17 protein-coding genes are annotated in these 15,061 nt (G+C 56.8%); 14 read left to right on the top strand and 3 right to left on the bottom strand.

Going from position 1 to position 15,061, the window contains the following annotated elements; all coding sequences use genetic code 11:
* The first annotated feature begins 53 nt into the window (after positions 1 to 53).
* From IE105_RS08500 to IE105_RS08465, 8 genes are all read left to right on the top strand, one after another.
* Positions 54 to 428, top strand: a complete 375-nt coding sequence (locus IE105_RS08500; protein WP_189497419.1) for a BlaI/MecI/CopY family transcriptional regulator — start codon at positions 54 to 56, stop codon at positions 426 to 428.
* The gene (locus IE105_RS08495) at positions 421 to 2,271 is read left to right on the top strand and encodes a M56 family metallopeptidase (RefSeq protein ID WP_189497417.1); all 1,851 of its coding nucleotides are present in this window, start codon (positions 421 to 423) and stop codon (positions 2,269 to 2,271) included. Before IE105_RS08500 ends, IE105_RS08495 begins: the two co-directional genes overlap by 8 nt.
* A gap of 85 nt (positions 2,272 to 2,356) precedes the next feature.
* Positions 2,357 to 3,799, top strand: coding sequence for a Do family serine endopeptidase (locus IE105_RS08490; protein WP_189497415.1), 1,443 nt, complete (start codon positions 2,357 to 2,359; stop codon positions 3,797 to 3,799).
* Between the two features lie 80 nt (positions 3,800 to 3,879).
* Positions 3,880 to 4,257 carry a fluoride efflux transporter CrcB gene (crcB, locus tag IE105_RS08485; protein ID WP_189497413.1) on the top strand — a complete coding sequence of 126 codons (378 nt, stop codon included), beginning with the start codon at positions 3,880 to 3,882 and terminating at the stop codon, positions 4,255 to 4,257.
* Positions 4,254 to 5,228 (top strand): RluA family pseudouridine synthase, encoded by a 975-nt coding sequence (locus IE105_RS08480; protein WP_189497411.1) that lies wholly within the window; start codon positions 4,254 to 4,256, stop codon positions 5,226 to 5,228. Before crcB ends, IE105_RS08480 begins: the two co-directional genes overlap by 4 nt.
* The gene (locus IE105_RS08475) at positions 5,228 to 5,932 is read left to right on the top strand and encodes an ATP12 family chaperone protein (protein WP_189497410.1); all 705 of its coding nucleotides are present in this window, start codon (positions 5,228 to 5,230) and stop codon (positions 5,930 to 5,932) included. Before IE105_RS08480 ends, IE105_RS08475 begins: the two co-directional genes overlap by 1 nt.
* A 42-nt stretch (positions 5,933 to 5,974) precedes the next feature.
* The gene (locus IE105_RS08470; protein WP_189497408.1) at positions 5,975 to 7,789 is read left to right on the top strand and encodes a monovalent cation:proton antiporter-2 (CPA2) family protein; all 1,815 of its coding nucleotides are present in this window, start codon (positions 5,975 to 5,977) and stop codon (positions 7,787 to 7,789) included.
* 67 nt (positions 7,790 to 7,856) lie between these two features.
* Positions 7,857 to 9,941: an alpha/beta hydrolase family protein gene (locus tag IE105_RS08465; protein ID WP_189497406.1), complete on the top strand. Its 2,085-nt coding sequence runs from the start codon at positions 7,857 to 7,859 to the stop codon at positions 9,939 to 9,941.
* A 35-nt stretch (positions 9,942 to 9,976) separates the two neighbouring features.
* Here IE105_RS08465 and IE105_RS08460 read toward each other — a convergent pair whose 3' ends face one another.
* On the bottom strand, positions 9,977 to 10,744 hold the full coding sequence (locus IE105_RS08460) for an RNA polymerase sigma factor (protein WP_189497404.1): 768 nt from the start codon (positions 10,742 to 10,744) through the stop codon (positions 9,977 to 9,979).
* Between the two features lie 176 nt (positions 10,745 to 10,920).
* Between IE105_RS08460 and IE105_RS08455 the strand changes: the two genes are divergently transcribed.
* The 4 genes from IE105_RS08455 to IE105_RS08440 all read left to right on the top strand — a co-directional run bounded on the left by IE105_RS08455 (position 10,921) and on the right by IE105_RS08440 (position 13,403).
* On the top strand, positions 10,921 to 11,478 hold the full coding sequence (locus IE105_RS08455; protein WP_189497402.1) for a GbsR/MarR family transcriptional regulator: 558 nt from the start codon (positions 10,921 to 10,923) through the stop codon (positions 11,476 to 11,478).
* Positions 11,479 to 11,500: 22 nt separating this feature from the next.
* The gene (locus IE105_RS08450) at positions 11,501 to 12,493 is read left to right on the top strand and encodes a hypothetical protein (protein WP_189497400.1); all 993 of its coding nucleotides are present in this window, start codon (positions 11,501 to 11,503) and stop codon (positions 12,491 to 12,493) included.
* A complete protein-coding gene (locus IE105_RS08445) occupies positions 12,490 to 12,915 on the top strand; it encodes a hypothetical protein (RefSeq protein WP_189497398.1) in 426 nt (141 codons plus the stop codon). Before IE105_RS08450 ends, IE105_RS08445 begins: the two co-directional genes overlap by 4 nt.
* Positions 12,916 to 13,013: 98 nt before the next feature.
* Positions 13,014 to 13,403 carry a fatty acid desaturase gene (locus IE105_RS08440; protein ID WP_233354072.1) on the top strand — a complete coding sequence of 130 codons (390 nt, stop codon included), beginning with the start codon at positions 13,014 to 13,016 and terminating at the stop codon, positions 13,401 to 13,403.
* Between the two features lie 66 nt (positions 13,404 to 13,469).
* Here IE105_RS08440 and IE105_RS08435 read toward each other — a convergent pair whose 3' ends face one another.
* Entirely contained in the window at positions 13,470 to 13,748 is a 279-nt protein-coding gene (locus IE105_RS08435; protein ID WP_189497394.1) for a TehB-like domain-containing protein, read from the bottom strand.
* Between the two features lies 1 nt (position 13,749).
* Complete coding sequence (locus tag IE105_RS08430) at positions 13,750 to 14,187, bottom strand: RrF2 family transcriptional regulator (protein ID WP_189497392.1); 438 nt, start codon at positions 14,185 to 14,187, stop codon at positions 13,750 to 13,752.
* A 97-nt stretch (positions 14,188 to 14,284) separates the two neighbouring features.
* On the opposite strand from IE105_RS08430, the gene IE105_RS08425 reads away from it, so the two are divergent.
* Together IE105_RS08425 and IE105_RS08420 are read left to right on the top strand one after the other, a co-directional pair.
* Entirely contained in the window at positions 14,285 to 14,455 is a 171-nt protein-coding gene (locus tag IE105_RS08425) for a hypothetical protein (protein WP_189497390.1), read from the top strand.
* Positions 14,456 to 14,457: 2 nt separating this feature from the next.
* A complete protein-coding gene (locus IE105_RS08420) occupies positions 14,458 to 14,892 on the top strand; it encodes a group III truncated hemoglobin (protein WP_189497388.1) in 435 nt (144 codons plus the stop codon).
* The last annotated feature ends 169 nt before the right edge of the window (positions 14,893 to 15,061 follow it).

Genomic DNA, 15,061 nt, shown 5'->3' with positions numbered 1-15,061 from the left:
TCGATTCTAAGGCTACAACTGTAGTCGTAAGATAATCGTTGGGGTGTGGTTTAATGAAACGCGCAATTGCAAGGTCTGAACTTGATCTCATGAGCGTGCTTTGGGATCAATCCGGTCTCGCGGCAAGCGCCGTCCATGCCAAACTTCCGACCGATGACGGTCGCTCCTTACAAACGATCAAGACGCTTTTGTCGCGTCTGGTCGACAAGGGCGCGTTGCGCGCGGAACGCGACGGTCGCCGGTTTCTCTACCACCCGACATTATCGCGCGACGACTATGCCGCCAGTGCCACACGCCGCTTTTCCGAGCGGCTGTTTGGCGGCCGGGCTGCGCCCATTGTGGCGCATCTTGCGGAAGGAGACGGGCTGTCTGACTCAGACATTGCTGAGTTGGAAGCCATTATTCGGGAGCTGAAGCGCCGTGACTGATTTGTTCATCTCATCTGAGTCGTTGATTTCAACGGGGATCGCCGTGACAGCGCTTCTGGCTCTCGTCTTACTCACCCGCCGCGCGGTGACACGTCGGTTTGGCGCGCGCATCGCTTATGCGCTTTGGTTACTGCCCATCCTGCGTTTGGTAACACCGCCCATCAGCCTGCCGTCCGACTGGGGCATAAGCCGCTGGTACACACAAGCCTTTGATAAAGTAGCGGAGCCCGCGCCCAAATTTGTCGCCTATTATGAGGGCGCTGACGTCATACCTGTTCTCGCATCCTCTGGGTCAACGCTCTCTGATTTCTGGCCGACGGGACTAATAGCCATTTGGTTGATCGGGATCGGGGTTGGGTCCCTGTGGGTTTTGATCCGACAGCACCGTTTCGCGCGTCGTATTCACCGAATGAGCCTTATGCCCGATACGGTTTTGCGGGTGGAGATTGCCCGCGCCTCGCGCCTATCCGGTCTTAAAACGATACCTACTCTACGCATGAGTCTCGACAATGATGGCCCGCTCGTGTGCGGCTTAGTCCGTCCCGTCATCATCTTACCCGTCAATTTCACACAGCGTTTTACGCCCGCGCAACGCCACCTCGCCCTTCTGCACGAAATGACTCACGTGCGGCGCGGCGACCTCTGGACCGCCAGTGCAATGATGGCCTTCCGCTTAGCCCTCTGGCCGAACCCCCTCGCCCATCTGGCGTGGCCTCGCTTTCGCGCCGACCAAGAAGCCGCCTGTGACGCCGCCGTATTGCGGCTGACGGGTGAGGCTGCGCGCGCGGATTATGCAGAAACGCTGCTCACGGCGGCCAGAACTGCCACGAAAAAATCTGGGCTTGCCAACCCAGCTTCCGCAACAGGACTGACCCTGTCGCTTCACCATCCCGTAAAGGAGAGACTTATGACTCTGGGAACTTCGACGAATTCACGACGCGGTGCGAGCCGATGGGGCCTCGCTGCCCTACTCCTCACCGGCGCGGCCCTCACGGCCCCGCTGAGCTTGGCTGACGGCCCGCCAACGACAGACACACCAGAAACAACGACAACAAGCACAACGACACAAAAATCTGTCCACGTCGTGCGCGCGGAATTTACCGATGACGACAAACCGGGCTATGAAATTCGCAGTGAAGACGGCGTCAAAACCTATCTGCGTGTCAGCCGTGACGGCACAACTGAGACACTCACTCGCGAGCAACTAGAAGCCGAATATGATATCGACGTCGATACGTTGCTGGACGTCAAAGCGCCGCCGCCCCCACCGCCGCCGCATCGCGCGCGCTTAAACGGAGAACCGAGTTTACACGCACTGACCCACACCCCGGCTGAAACCCACGTCCGCACAATGATCATCAAAAAAAGTAGCGATAGCGACGGCGGGTCCTATGAGGTCAAAGTTAAGGATGGTGTCCAACAGGTTTTCCGCATTGAAGACGACGGCACGCGCACAGAAATCAGCGAAGACGAAATGGGGGATGTCCCCGGCATTGAAACGATCGTTATTCGCGGCAGCGATAGATTCCCGACGAGCGATGGCGAACAAAAGCTTCGTGTTTTCACAACGAATAATGAAATGTCGAATTGGGTTTCCAATGACGGAAAATCACACAGCTTCACGTTCGCTCAGGGCGAAGACGGTAGTTCTGTCATGGCGGAAAGCCAACTGCGCGCCGCCCAATCAATGCTCGCATCAACCGACAAGATGCTGGCGGATTTGCGCGAAACCGCTGAAGGTGATGCCCAGAAAGACCTTCGCAGTGCAGAGCGGGAGCTTGAGAAAGCGCTCAAAGCATTAGAAAAAGCCCGCACGGCCATCGAAAAAAGCAGCGGCCGCTAAATTACCCCACAAAGACCACCTTAAACCTTGGTCACTCTCTGACGTCCCGCTTTTACCCTCGCGGGACGTCGCCTATAGAGGTGTTATGAAAACCGCCCTGAATCAGACACTCATCAGCTTTTTAGCGATCGCGACGCTCAGCCTGTCCGCGCATGCCCAAACCCCGCTGAACCCCGCCCTTCAACCGCTCCTCCGACAAATCCCGACCTCACAAATGGAGGTCCAACTGTCCTACGCGCCTGTCGTGTCGGAAACCGCGCCAGCAGTCGTTAACATCTTTACGTCCCGCACAGTGCAAAGACGCCAGTCGACGGGCAATGATTTCTTTGACCGTATGTTTGGGATGGGCCGCGCGCCGCAAGAACGCGTTGAAAATTCGCTTGGCTCTGGTGTTATCGTCCGCTCGAACGGCACAGTCGTCACCAACGCCCACGTCATTCGCGGGGCTGATGAACTGCGCGTGGTCTTGAATGACCGCCGTGAATTCGATGCCACCGTTATCGCTAAAGATGATGATCTCGACTTGGCCGTCCTACAAATCGACACAGCCGGCGAACAGCTCCCCACGTTGCGCTTGCAACAGGACGGCGACCGCGAAATTGGCGACATTGTGCTCGCGATCGGCAACCCCTTTGGCGTCGGGCAGACCGTCACAAGCGGAATAATTTCGGCTCTCGGTCGGACCAATGTGTCCAATTCCAGCTCGTTCATTCAAACGGACGCGGCGGTAAACCCCGGCAATTCTGGCGGGGCGCTCGTCAACCTGTCGGGTGAGTTAATCGGCGTCAATACGGCGATTTTCTCACGCTCTGGTGGATCAAACGGAATCGGCTTTGCGATCCCCGCCGAACTGGTCGGTCGCGCCGTCGATAGTGCCTTATCCACCGGCGAAATTGTCCGCCCGTGGATTGGCGCGCGCACCGATGCCGTTGACGCCACTATGGCGGCAGCGCTAGGCCTTGATCGCGCGCGCGGTGCGGTCATCAATGAGTTATTGGATGGCGGCCCCGCCGACGAAGCGGGTCTGCGCAAAGGTGACGTGATCCTATCCGTTGGCGGCACGGAAGTGAATGATAATAGCGGTCTGCGTTTCACATTGGCGACAATGGAAAGCGGGGAGCGCACGCGCGTCGACTATGTCCGCGATGGCCGTGAACGCACCGCGACTGTTAAAATCGATATTCCACAGGAAAGCCCAAAACGCGATGAGCGCGAATTGCTTGGTGTGCATCCGCTCGACGGCGCGACCGTTGTTAATATGAGCCCCGCGCTGGGCGAGGAACTGGGATTTGACCCCTATTTGAACGGCGTCATGGTCCTCAAAGTCCAGCGCCGATCCGCCGCCTATTATAACCGCCTCCGGCCCGGTGATTTCATTCTATCGGTCAATGACCGGATCGTTGACGCGACCAACGATCTGGAACGAAGCCTAAAAGCCGAAGAAAACAGCGATGTCTGGGAGGTTGAAATAGACCGCCAAGGCCGAATTGGGCTGTTGCCTATTCGCGCGATCCCGAACCCAACCTAGTCCGCAACCCTGTGCGGTCCACAGCGCACTGAGCGCGGCGGACGCTTGAAACAGACGCGGGGTCGCGTATAGCCCCGCCCATGCAAGCTTACCTCCTTATTGCCTTAGGCGGCGGGATCGGCGCCATGGGGCGACACGGTCTCGGCCAGCTCACCTTTCGCGTCTTTGGTCCCGGTTTTCCCGTGGGAACTCTGGCCGCCAATGTGCTGGGCGGATTGCTCATGGGATTATTGGCCGGATGGCTGGCGACAAAAGACGGCGGACAGAATTTGCGCCTGCTGCTTGGCGTCGGTTTACTCGGTGGATTCACGACGTTCTCAGCCTTTTCACTCGACGCATTTTTGATGTTCGAAAAAGGCCGATACGGGGTCCTCGCCGCCTATGTCGGCGGCTCTGTTATCTTGGCCATTGCAGCGATTGCAGTTGGCCTTCTTATTGCCCGAAAGGCCTTCGCATGAGTGGTGTTCAACAACTCGACGTGCCGGAGCATGATGCCGGACAACGGCTTGACCGTTGGTTCAAACGGCTGTTCCCGCATGTCGCCCACGGCAAGGTCGAAAAACTCCTGCGGACGGGACAAATCCGCGTCGACGGTAAACGGGCCAAAGGTAATTTTCGCCTAGAGGCCGGACAGTCTGTTCGCATTCCGCCCTTACCCGACCCCGAGGTTGTAAAAGCCGAAACAAGCAAACGCGACAGAAGCCGCCTCTTCGACATGGTCATTTATGAGGACCGCGACCTCATCGCTATCGACAAGCCCGCTGGGCTAGCCGTGCAGGGCGGGACCAATACGCATGAGCATATTGACGGCATGTTGCCGGACGGCTTTCGCCTCGTGCACCGGCTCGACCGCGATACGTCAGGCGTCCTGCTGATCGCGAAATCAGCTCAAGCCGCTAAATGGGCGGGTCGCGCCTTTCAAAGTCGCACGGCCAAGAAAATCTATTGGGGTGTCACCAATGGCGTGCCGCGCCCGCTGTCCGGTGAAATCGCCGGTTATATGGCTAAGGGTGAGCTCGATAACCGCTTTGGAAATATCCATGAGGGCAAAGAGGTCATGATGGCCGTGCGCCACGGCACACCCAAGGCCAAACACGCGCGCACCCTCTATGAAGTGGTGGCAACGGCCGGAGCGAAAGCCGCCTTCGTCGCCATGATGCCCCTGACGGGACGGACCCATCAGCTCCGCCTACACATGCAAATTCTCGGCGCGCCTTTAGCGGGGGACCCGAAATATATGACGGATCGACAGCTGCCCGGTGGTTTGGACAAATGCCTGCACCTGCACGCCCGCTCGCTCACTATTCCGCGCGACGGCCAACCCGACCTATCCGTGACGGCGCCGATGCCCAAACATATGAAGAGCGCGTTTGAGTTGTTTGGTTTCTCCGAAAGTGAAGAGCAAGTTGACTGGGATGAGCTGCTGTAATGGCGAAGCGTTTCTACACCGAGGTGACGCTAGACAATGACGCAGACGGGCATTTCATCCGGCTCGATGGACGCGCGCTAAAGACGCCGGGCAAACGCGCCCTTCGCGTGCCTTCCGCGCCGATTGCGGCCCAAATCAAGGCGGAGTGGGACGCCGTTCCACCTGCCACGGATGGCAACATCGACCCGACCGTTATGCCTGTCACCCGGCTCGCCAACGTCGCGAGCGAAAATGTCTCTGAGCGGCGCGATAGCCTAATCGCGGAAGCCCGCACCTATGCCGGGACTGACCTTTTGTCCTACCGCGCGCCAGACCCTGCGGACTATGTCGCCCGTCAAGCGGCGGCGTGGAATCCTTGGCTCGACTGGGCGGTGACGCGCGGTGTGATCTTGCAGACAACGGACGCTATCCGCGCCATCGACCAAGACCCGACGAGCCTCGATGCTGTGGCCAATTATGCCACGCCTTTGTGTGATTTTTCTCTGACGCTATTTGTCCACCTCATCGCCGTCACGGGGTCATCTGTGCTCGCGATGGCTGTGATGGAGGGCGAACTCCACCCCGGAGACGCATTTGATCTCTCGCGAATCGACGAGATTTATCGCGCCGAGATTTGGGGTGTGGACGAGGATGATGAAGCCGTTCGCGTGGCGTTGCGCACAGAAACCGTGACCTTGGGAAATTTGGCACGCCACCTCGGCTAATTGTCACTGGTCAAGCGGGGGTCTAAACTTTAGGCCTTGCCCATGGATGGCAATTTTCTACTCTCCGTCTTTATCTTTCTCTGCGCGGCTTGTCTCTTGGTTCCGATCAGCAAGCTCTCCGGGCTTGGGTCGGTTATTGGCTATCTCGTCGCAGGTGTCCTGATTGGACCCAGCGTTTTAGGGTTGATTTCAGACCCGATCACCATCTTGCATTTTGCGGAATTCGGCGTCGTCATGATGTTGTTTTTGATTGGGCTGGAGCTCGAACCGCGCAAACTCTGGTCGATGCGGGGCAAGCTTGTCGGGTTGGGGGGATCGCAAGTCGCGCTCACCACCCTCGCGCTCACAGGCGTCGCCGTCATGATTGGGCTGTCGCTCGGTGAATCGCTCGCCGTCGGTATGGCGCTGTCTCTCTCATCGACCGCCATCGCGCTACAAATCCTACAACACCGGAGACTCATGTCAGAACCGGAAGGCGAAAGCGGCTTCTCGATACTGCTGTTTCAAGATGTTATTGTCATTGCGATGATTGCCGCCATGCCTATCTTGGCAACACTGACGCCCTTTGAGGGGACGGTCAGCGAGTACGGCGCAGAGCGCCCCGGCCCGAGCGGCATTTGGCTCGGCATCTCCGCGCTACTGGTCTTTGCTGGTATGTTTTTGGGCGGGCGTTACCTCCTCACCCCGTTGTTTCGTCTCATTGCCCGCGCAGAAGTGCGCGAGACCTTCACCGCCGTCGCGCTCCTGCTCGTTGTTGGGGCGGCGTTGTTGATGGATTGGCTCGGTCTCTCTGCGGCGCTCGGGGCCTTTATTGCGGGCATGGTTCTGGCCGATAGCGAATATCGCCACCAGCTGGAACGCGATATCGAACCGTTCAAAGCCCTCCTGCTCGGATTGTTCTTTATCTCTGTCGGCATGAGCCTTGATCTTATTTTTATCGCAACGCAGCCGGTTTTGATCATTGGGTTGGTACTCGGCCTGATGGCCCTCAAATTCCTGATCTTAATCTGTATCGGTAAGATTTCAGGCTTAAGCCGTCTGCCGCGCCTGTTTTTCGCCCTCCTGCTGTGCCAATCCGGTGAATTCGGGTTTGTGTTGTTCACCTTTGCCTTAACCGAAGGAGCGATCTCACCTGAAACATCGAGCATACTGACCGCCGTCATCGCCTTATCGATGGCCATGACGCCGCTGGCCCTCCTCGCTTTTGATCGAATTATTATGCCCCGTTTCCAGCGCGGACCAGAGACCACCGGGGAAGCGCCGATCAATCAAAACCACCCTGTGCTTATTCTGGGCTATGGCCGAATTGGACAGATTATCGGGCGGCTGCTCGAAACACAGGGCATTCATACAACCCTGATCGACAATAATGGCGACCATATTGAGTTCCTCAAACAATTTCACCACCGCGTCTTTTATGGCGATGCGACGGATATGGAATTACTCCGCTTGGCCGGAGCGGCAGACGCCAAGATCATCGTCATCGCGATCGCCGATAACACCGCTTTAGTGAAAGAGATCAAGGCGGCTTACCCAGCGGCTAAACTGATCGTTCGCGCGCGGGGACGTCCGCATCTATTTGAGCTCTTGGCCGAAGAGGTTCATTTCGCCGAGCGCGAAACGGTGCGCGGGGCGATCGCATTAGGACGCGCCGCGATGATGGCCATGGGAACCAGTGAGAGTGAAGCAGACATGATCGCAGACCGCTTTTTAGAACTGGATCACCAAAACATCCAAGAAACCTACCATTTGCGGGATGATATTGACGCGCTCGCTGAGCGGTCGAAAATAGCGCGGGCTTTGTTAAAAGAGACGCTCGAAACCGAGCGCGCGCAGCGGCGGTCCGGGCACAATTAGCCGCGCTACCGCTCTGTGAAGACGCATGATAAGGCAACGACAATTGATTGATCGAAAGGCGAATTTCATGAAGCAGTTTATCATCGCGGGAGCGAGCCTACTGGCGCTCGCCGCCCTCTCCCCCAGCCTCGCACAAGCTGATGACACCGCGTCGAAACGCTTCACCGCAGAGCGCGTTTTTGACATTGAATATGCCAGCGACCCACAGATTTCACCCGACGGAAAAACCATCGCCTATGTCCGTCGCTCGATGGACCGCCAAACCGACACGGATCGCGGCGACATTTGGACGCTCGACATCGCCAGTGGCGCACACCGTCCCCTGATTGTCGGCGGATCGTCAAAAGGCGGACCCCGTTGGTCGCCAGACGGAACGCAACTGCTTTATTCGACCGCAACGGACGGTCGTCCAGATTTACGCCTCTTCTATATGGATAGTCGTGACAGTGTCTCGCTTGCGCAATTCTCCGAAGGTCCAGGCAGCGCGGCCTGGTCTCCGGATGGCAAAACGATTGCGTTCACACAGTTCGTGCCTGGAAAAACTCCCGCCTTCGCGACGCCGATCGCCGCGCCTAAAGGGGCGGAGTGGAATGCCCCCGTCCGCGTCTTTGACGATATGAGCTTTCGTTTCGATGGCGCCGGCTATCTGCGCGAAGGCGCCACACATGTGTTCACACTGTCGACTGACGGCGGCTCCGTGCGCCAAATTACCTCCGGTGAAGTCGATTTCAGTAATCCGCAATGGCTCGGTCAAGGAACCCTGCTTGTGCAAGGCAATATGGCCGAAGACCGGGACATGGATCCGGTTGAAAGTGAGATTTACGCCGTCAATCTCAGTGATCTTTCCCTGTCGCCTTTGACGAGCCGGGACGGTCCGGACGGCGGCGCTTCTGTTTCACCGGATGGGTCCCGCATCGCCTATGTCGGCTATGACGATATGCTCAAAGCCTATCAGGACACACGCCTTTACATCATGGACGCTGATGGATCGAACAAGCGCCAATTGGCGGCGGAAATTGACTCATCCTTCGGAGGTTTGTCGTGGAGCAGCGACAATCGGACGATTTACGCACAGGTCGAAAATAAAGGCGTCATCGATGTCATCGCGGTCGGCACGGGTAATGGCCGCGCGAAAACTGTGGCCACCAATATCGGCGGCACATCCATCGGGCGGCCCTATGCGAGCGGCAGTTTTAGTATTTCACAAACGGACACGCCGACCGTCGCCTTCACTATCGGATCAACGGACAAACCGGCAGACATCGCCGTGCAAACACCCGGACGATCCGCCCGCACTTTGACGGATCTGAATGCGGACCTATTACCCTATCTCGACATGGCCACGGTTGAAGAGATCAAAGTCGCCTCCTCCGTTGACGGTATAGAAATCGAAGCGTGGGTTGCCCTTCCCGCTGACTTCAAGGCAGACGGGAGCTTCCCGCTCATCCTTGAAATTCACGGCGGACCAAACACGATGTATGGCCCGTATTTCGCCAGCGAAATTCAACGTTATGCGGCAGAAGGCTACGTCACTGTTTATGTCAATCCACGCGGGTCAACAGGCTACGGTCAGGACTTCGCGCAATTGATTGATCTCGCCTATCCCGGCGATGATTATCAAGACCTGATGGATATCGTCGATAGCCTCGTCGAACGCTCGTATGCCGATTCAAAACGCTTGTTCGTCACAGGCGGTTCTGGCGGCGGCATCCTGACGGCTTGGACCGTGGGTAAGACGGACCGTTTTGCTGCGGCCGCGTCGGTCAAACCCGTTATCAATTGGATGACGATGGCCTTGGCCGCGGATATTGGACAATATGTGCGTCGTCACTGGATCCGCGCCGATCCGTGGAAGGACCCAGCCGCCTATCTTGATTTCTCTCCGATTATGATGGTCGATAAAGTCACGACCCCGACTCTGATGATGGTAGGGGAACAGGACTTCCGCACACCCGCATGGGAAGCGGAACAGTTCTACACGGGGCTGAAAATGAACGGTGTCGACACGGCCTTAATCCGTGTTCCGGACTCGCCACATTACATCGCGAGCCGTCCGAGCCGCCTGATCGCAAAGACGGATAATATCATGGGCTGGTTCGCGAAATATGACCCCGCCAAAATGGACGCAACCAAGACGGACCCGTCTGACTAGTCGACCCTCAGGTCATCCTAAAAACAGCGGCCCGGTTAGTCCGGGTCGCGCTCCCCCATATTCGCCTTGAGCGCTTGCATAGCAGAGCGGATGCGGGTTTTAACGGTCCCGAGCGGCAAGCCCGTTTCCTTGGAAATCTCTTTGTGCGTCTTAAATTCCATATAGGCCATCCGGATCGCCACCTGTTGCGACGGGGTTAGCTTGGCGATTTCGTCATTGACCCAATGACTATCCTGCTGCTCCATATAACCCGTCTCGGCACTCGGCACTTCTTCATCCGCAATGGTTTTCATCAACTCCGGGTCCCGCACATCCATGCGCCCATGTTTGCGCTGATGATCAATCCAGCGGTTACGCGTCATGCGGTAAACCCACGTCGCAAATGACGCCTTCGACGGATCGAACATATGTGCGCTGGTCCACACTTTGATCATCACATCTTGCACCGCGTCTTCCGCCGTAGACCCGCCCGCACCGCGCGCCATCAGCCACCCTATGAGCTTTGGACTGTAAACCTCGAACAGCGCCGTGAGCGCAGTCGCGTCACGATTATCCGCAATTGCGGTGAGCCATATGGCATCGCGCTTCGACGCTGACAGGGATTTTTCGGTCATCAGGGCTGCGCGGTTCGGAAGATGCGTGGCCTGCGCGGCTGGCGCGCGTTCAGCGTCAATTTCAGCCTGTGCCGTCGCGTCATTTCTCAAAACAGACGCCGATTGAGGTATCACTGAGCCCGCGCTACCCTCCTTTCCGTCTTTGCTTGAAATCGCCACGTCTCCTCCGGTTTGGGCTGGGTCGCTCAATTACGGACCCAACGCCTTCAACTTTTCGTATCTGAACGAGGTGCGTCTGTCACTCTAAACTCAGAATCGTGACGGGATGACCGCGCGGTACATCAGCCCACAGTTCGCCCACCGTCTGGCGAAATAGCGGGAGCTTCGGCCTTGCATTTCCGGTCTTTATTTCTTATGTTTCTGTTATGACAGAAATAACGAAAACAATTGATGTGATGCCCGAAGCCGTGCGTCGGTTCATCTTGCACTGGGGCGACATGGGGCAGCAATGGGGGGTAAACCGATCCATCGCGCAGATTCACGCGCTTCTCTACATCACCGAGCATCCCCTTCCCGCCGACGAAATCAGCGAAGCACTGGGAATTGCGCGCAGTAATGTCAGCAACAGTCTCAAGGAACTCATGGGGTATAAAATCGTCCGACGCGTTCCCGTCGCGGGCGAACGGCGCGATCATTTTACTGCCGAAACCGATGTGTGGGACTTAGCGCGCCGAATTGCCGCCGTCCGTAAGGCCCGCGAGATTGATCCGGCGCTCGAAACGCTTGCGCATTGCCTTAGCGACGCGGAGGGCGACATTCAGGTCTCGGACGAACAGCGTCGCCGCCTCCGCGAGATGCACGCCTTCACCGCCGATATGGACCGCTGGTACAGCCAAATGCAGGCGCTGCCCGTCCGCACCCTGACCCGACTTGTACGCCTCGGTGACCGGATCGTCGCGCTGCTTGGTTTAAGTAAAAGCTGACCGCACCTCGGAGGAGGCAATCATGACGCGATGGCAATGGTTTACGCAGGCAGGTCCGAAACCGATCTGGATCCGATACCTTCTGTTGATTGCGGCGGCCTCTGGCATGACGCGCTTCGCGCTCGGCACACAATGGATGCGTGAAAGCGCGGTGCTATACGTGCTCATCCCCTATCTTGTCGGGGTTCTCATTTATCTCGTGACACCTCCGGCATCCGGGATCGGGTTTTGGGCACGGCTGTGGACCCATATGCGGACGGCCTTGATAGTCATGTTGTCCACGTCACTGCTGCTCTTTGAGGGGTTCCTCTGTGTCGTTATGTTCCTGCCGATTTATTTTTTCTTCGCGATTCTGATCATCGCGACGAACTCGCGATATATGAAAGCCCCCAGCGACAGTATATTAAGCGAAAATAGTGACGGCGGACCCGGACAGCATCTGCGGTCTAGCCTGATTCCGATGATCATTGTGATTCTGTCTTTAGAAGGCATTCCCGGCACAGGGGTTTCACTCGGTCCTGACAAAGCGACCACCGTCAGTCGCACGGCTGTTCTCGACCTCACACCCGCACAAGTCCGCGCCAATATTATTGGTCATACTTATCCGGCCGCCGGGCGGTCTCGTTTCCTCGCGTTGTTTCCGCGCCCGATCTCCGTCGATGCTCAATCACTGGACATCGGCACGATACATACCGCGCATATGGAATATCGCCGTTGGGGATTGGCCCACATCAATGTGCACCGTGGCACGACAGTCATGGAATTCACGGAAAGCACCCCGACGCGGCTCCGGGCGCGCTTTATCCATGACGATAGTTACCTGTCGCATTACATGAATTTCGAGACGTGGGCGCTCGAGATGACCCCGCTCACAACGGGACAGACCCAAGTCACCATCACGGTCGGGTATGAGCGTAAGCTCGCCCCCGCATGGTATTTTGCACCGCTACAAAAGAAAGCCGTCGGTGACGGTCTGGATTACGCGCTGCGTGATATTCTTGGACCCGCACAATGAGAGATATCACGGCGAGGATAATCAAGACGCGCGAAGCGGACCCTGTCGCAGGGTGCGTCACTTGGGACCCGGTAAAATCACTTTGGTGGAGCGCAATAACCGCAGGTTGGATTATTGGAGGCTATATCTGGTTTAGTTGGGCCGCTGTGGCCGCGTTCTTTGTCGCGTGCGCTATCGTTCTGTGCGGAGGGCATTCGCTCGGGATGCATCGACGCTTAATCCATGAAAGCTTTGACTGCCCACACTGGCTAACGCTGATCGGGGTCTGGCTCGGAACGTTGGTGGGACTCGGCGGTCCACGCACCATGATGCACACACATGACCTACGCGACTGGGCTCAGCGGCAGGCGGATTGCCACCCCTATTTGCGTCATGGGCATGGCCCACTACGTGATTTTTCTGGCAAGTGCATGGTGCCTTAAAGCTCGACCACCCCCCAGACTTTGAGCCGAGTGCGCTCTATCAGTCCAGTCGCACGATGCAGCGCCTGCAATTGACGGCCTTCGCCCAACAGATTCCCGTGGCATTGCTTTTATTATGGGGCGGCGGCCCCGGATTTGTCGCGTGGGCGGTATGTGGCCGGATCAGCCTTTCAATCTTCGGACATTGGGCGGTCGGTTGGGTCGCCCACAATCAAGGTCATCGCGATTTCCATAATGAAGGACATTGCACCCAAGGGCATAATGTTCGTGGCTTTGGCCTCATCACCTTTGGCGAAGCCTATCACAACAACCATCACGCCTTTCCAGAGAGCGCGCGATTGGGTCTATTTCCGGGGCAGCCCGATCCCGGCTGGTGGGTTCTTCAAGCCTTGCGCAAGATGGGGTTAGTTTGGCATGTGGTTGAACCGGATGTCACGCCCATGACCCAGACAATGACGCAGACAATGACCCTTGAGAAACCCATCTGAAACCGCCCGCCGGGGTGTTTCAAATAACCCTCACCCCTTGCCGACGCGAAACTCTGGCTGTGCGATCTATTTGAGGAATTCTATTTTGAACGTCACGGGCCCATCCAACACGAGGTAATGCAAGACTGTGGGCTCTATGATCGCAGGGGCATGTATGTCGATGCGGTCCGTTATGGCCGGAAGACCGGGAATGACGAAATCAAGTTCGCCCTTCAAGACAATCAGGCGCCCCCAGACACCCGGCTTGGTGTCATGTTCCCGCGTTAATTTCTTCGGGACCGTCTGTTCTGTAAAAATTGGGGATTCGGCGTATTTCTTGACCGGCTCGGGTAATGTCGCTGCCATATCAATCTCCCACAGTAAGTAATTGGCTCAGTGCGGAGCGTTTTACGACAACATCCGCCAGACTGACCCTGTCTAAGACGGCATAAAAGGCGTCTTGGGCTTCGGCTAAGGCCTGTTTCAACCCGCAGGCGGGACGGATAGAGCAAGCGCCCCCGTCCACACGCATACAGTCAACGAGAGCCGTCCCCGCTTCCGTCGCGCGCACGAGCTCGCCGACATTAATGTCTTGCGCAAGCCGACTTAACGATATGCCCCCCGATCGTCCGCGTTCGGCGTGTATATAGCCCTCGCGCGCTAACCATTGCGCCGCCTTTGCCACATGATGGAATGAAATATCGTAGGAGGCCGCAATATCTTTGGCCGTGGATTTCTCGGCCTCATCGACCGCCAGGTAAATGAGCACGCGCAAGGCATAATCCGAAAACGTCGTAATATTCATAAACCCTCTCTTTCGGTAGGCCATACGCCCGCAGCTTGACGCCCCTATAAAGCTGATCTATATAATACGCAAATAGTTTACTTATTATAGGTTTATCATGGCTGTGCTCCGTCAACTCGCCGTAATTTTTCTGTTCCCGGGAACGACTGTTCTGTCTTCGCTCAATATTGCCGTCGATAGTGATGGCGGAATTTTCCGGTCCATGATCAACATGATCTTTTGGGGGATCATTGCGATGTTTTGCACCCTACCCTTTGTCATTCGCTAGAGATGTCAGCCCCCATTGATGAAGCGTGTATTAAAACAATCGTCCACGCCTTTTACGCGCGGGTTCGGCAAGACCCCGTTCTGGCCCCGATCTTTGCGACGAAAATTGCGGCTGAGGCTTGGCCTCAACATCACGACCATATCATTGATTTTTGGAGTTCTATTTTCCTCAAGACGGGGCGATTTACGGGCAATCCCATGCGCAAACATGTCGCCATAGAGGGCTTGACCCCAGCCCATTTCACGCGCTGGCTCGCTCTGTTCAAAGACACGGCCGACGCCGTCTTATTGCCAGAGCAGTCCGTTGCTATGCACGCCATGGCGCAACGGATTGCGCAAAGTCTGCAAATGGGATTGGCCTTTCACGCCGAAAGCGGAGGAGATAAAAACCACCCCTTCGTTGAGTTTGGCCTCAGGCCCTCAAAAGACACGGTTTAACCCCAGAGGTTATTCAAAGGCTACGTTGAGCCCCTAGTTTTTGGACGACACAGGCGCAACGCGCGCACATCCGCCCAACAAAAAAATGAACGAAGCGCTTTGGCTGCTGGCAATGTCGAAACAATTTGCGCGTGCTCAATGAGGCGCGGGATTTTTCCCCGTCAACCCG

Origin of the sequence: Algimonas arctica (assembly GCF_014652695.1) — a bacterium.
Classification (GTDB): Bacteria; Pseudomonadota; Alphaproteobacteria; order Caulobacterales; family Maricaulaceae; genus Litorimonas; species Litorimonas arctica.
Note: the sequence above shows the minus strand (reverse complement) of the source record. Positions and strands in the feature narration are given on the sequence as shown.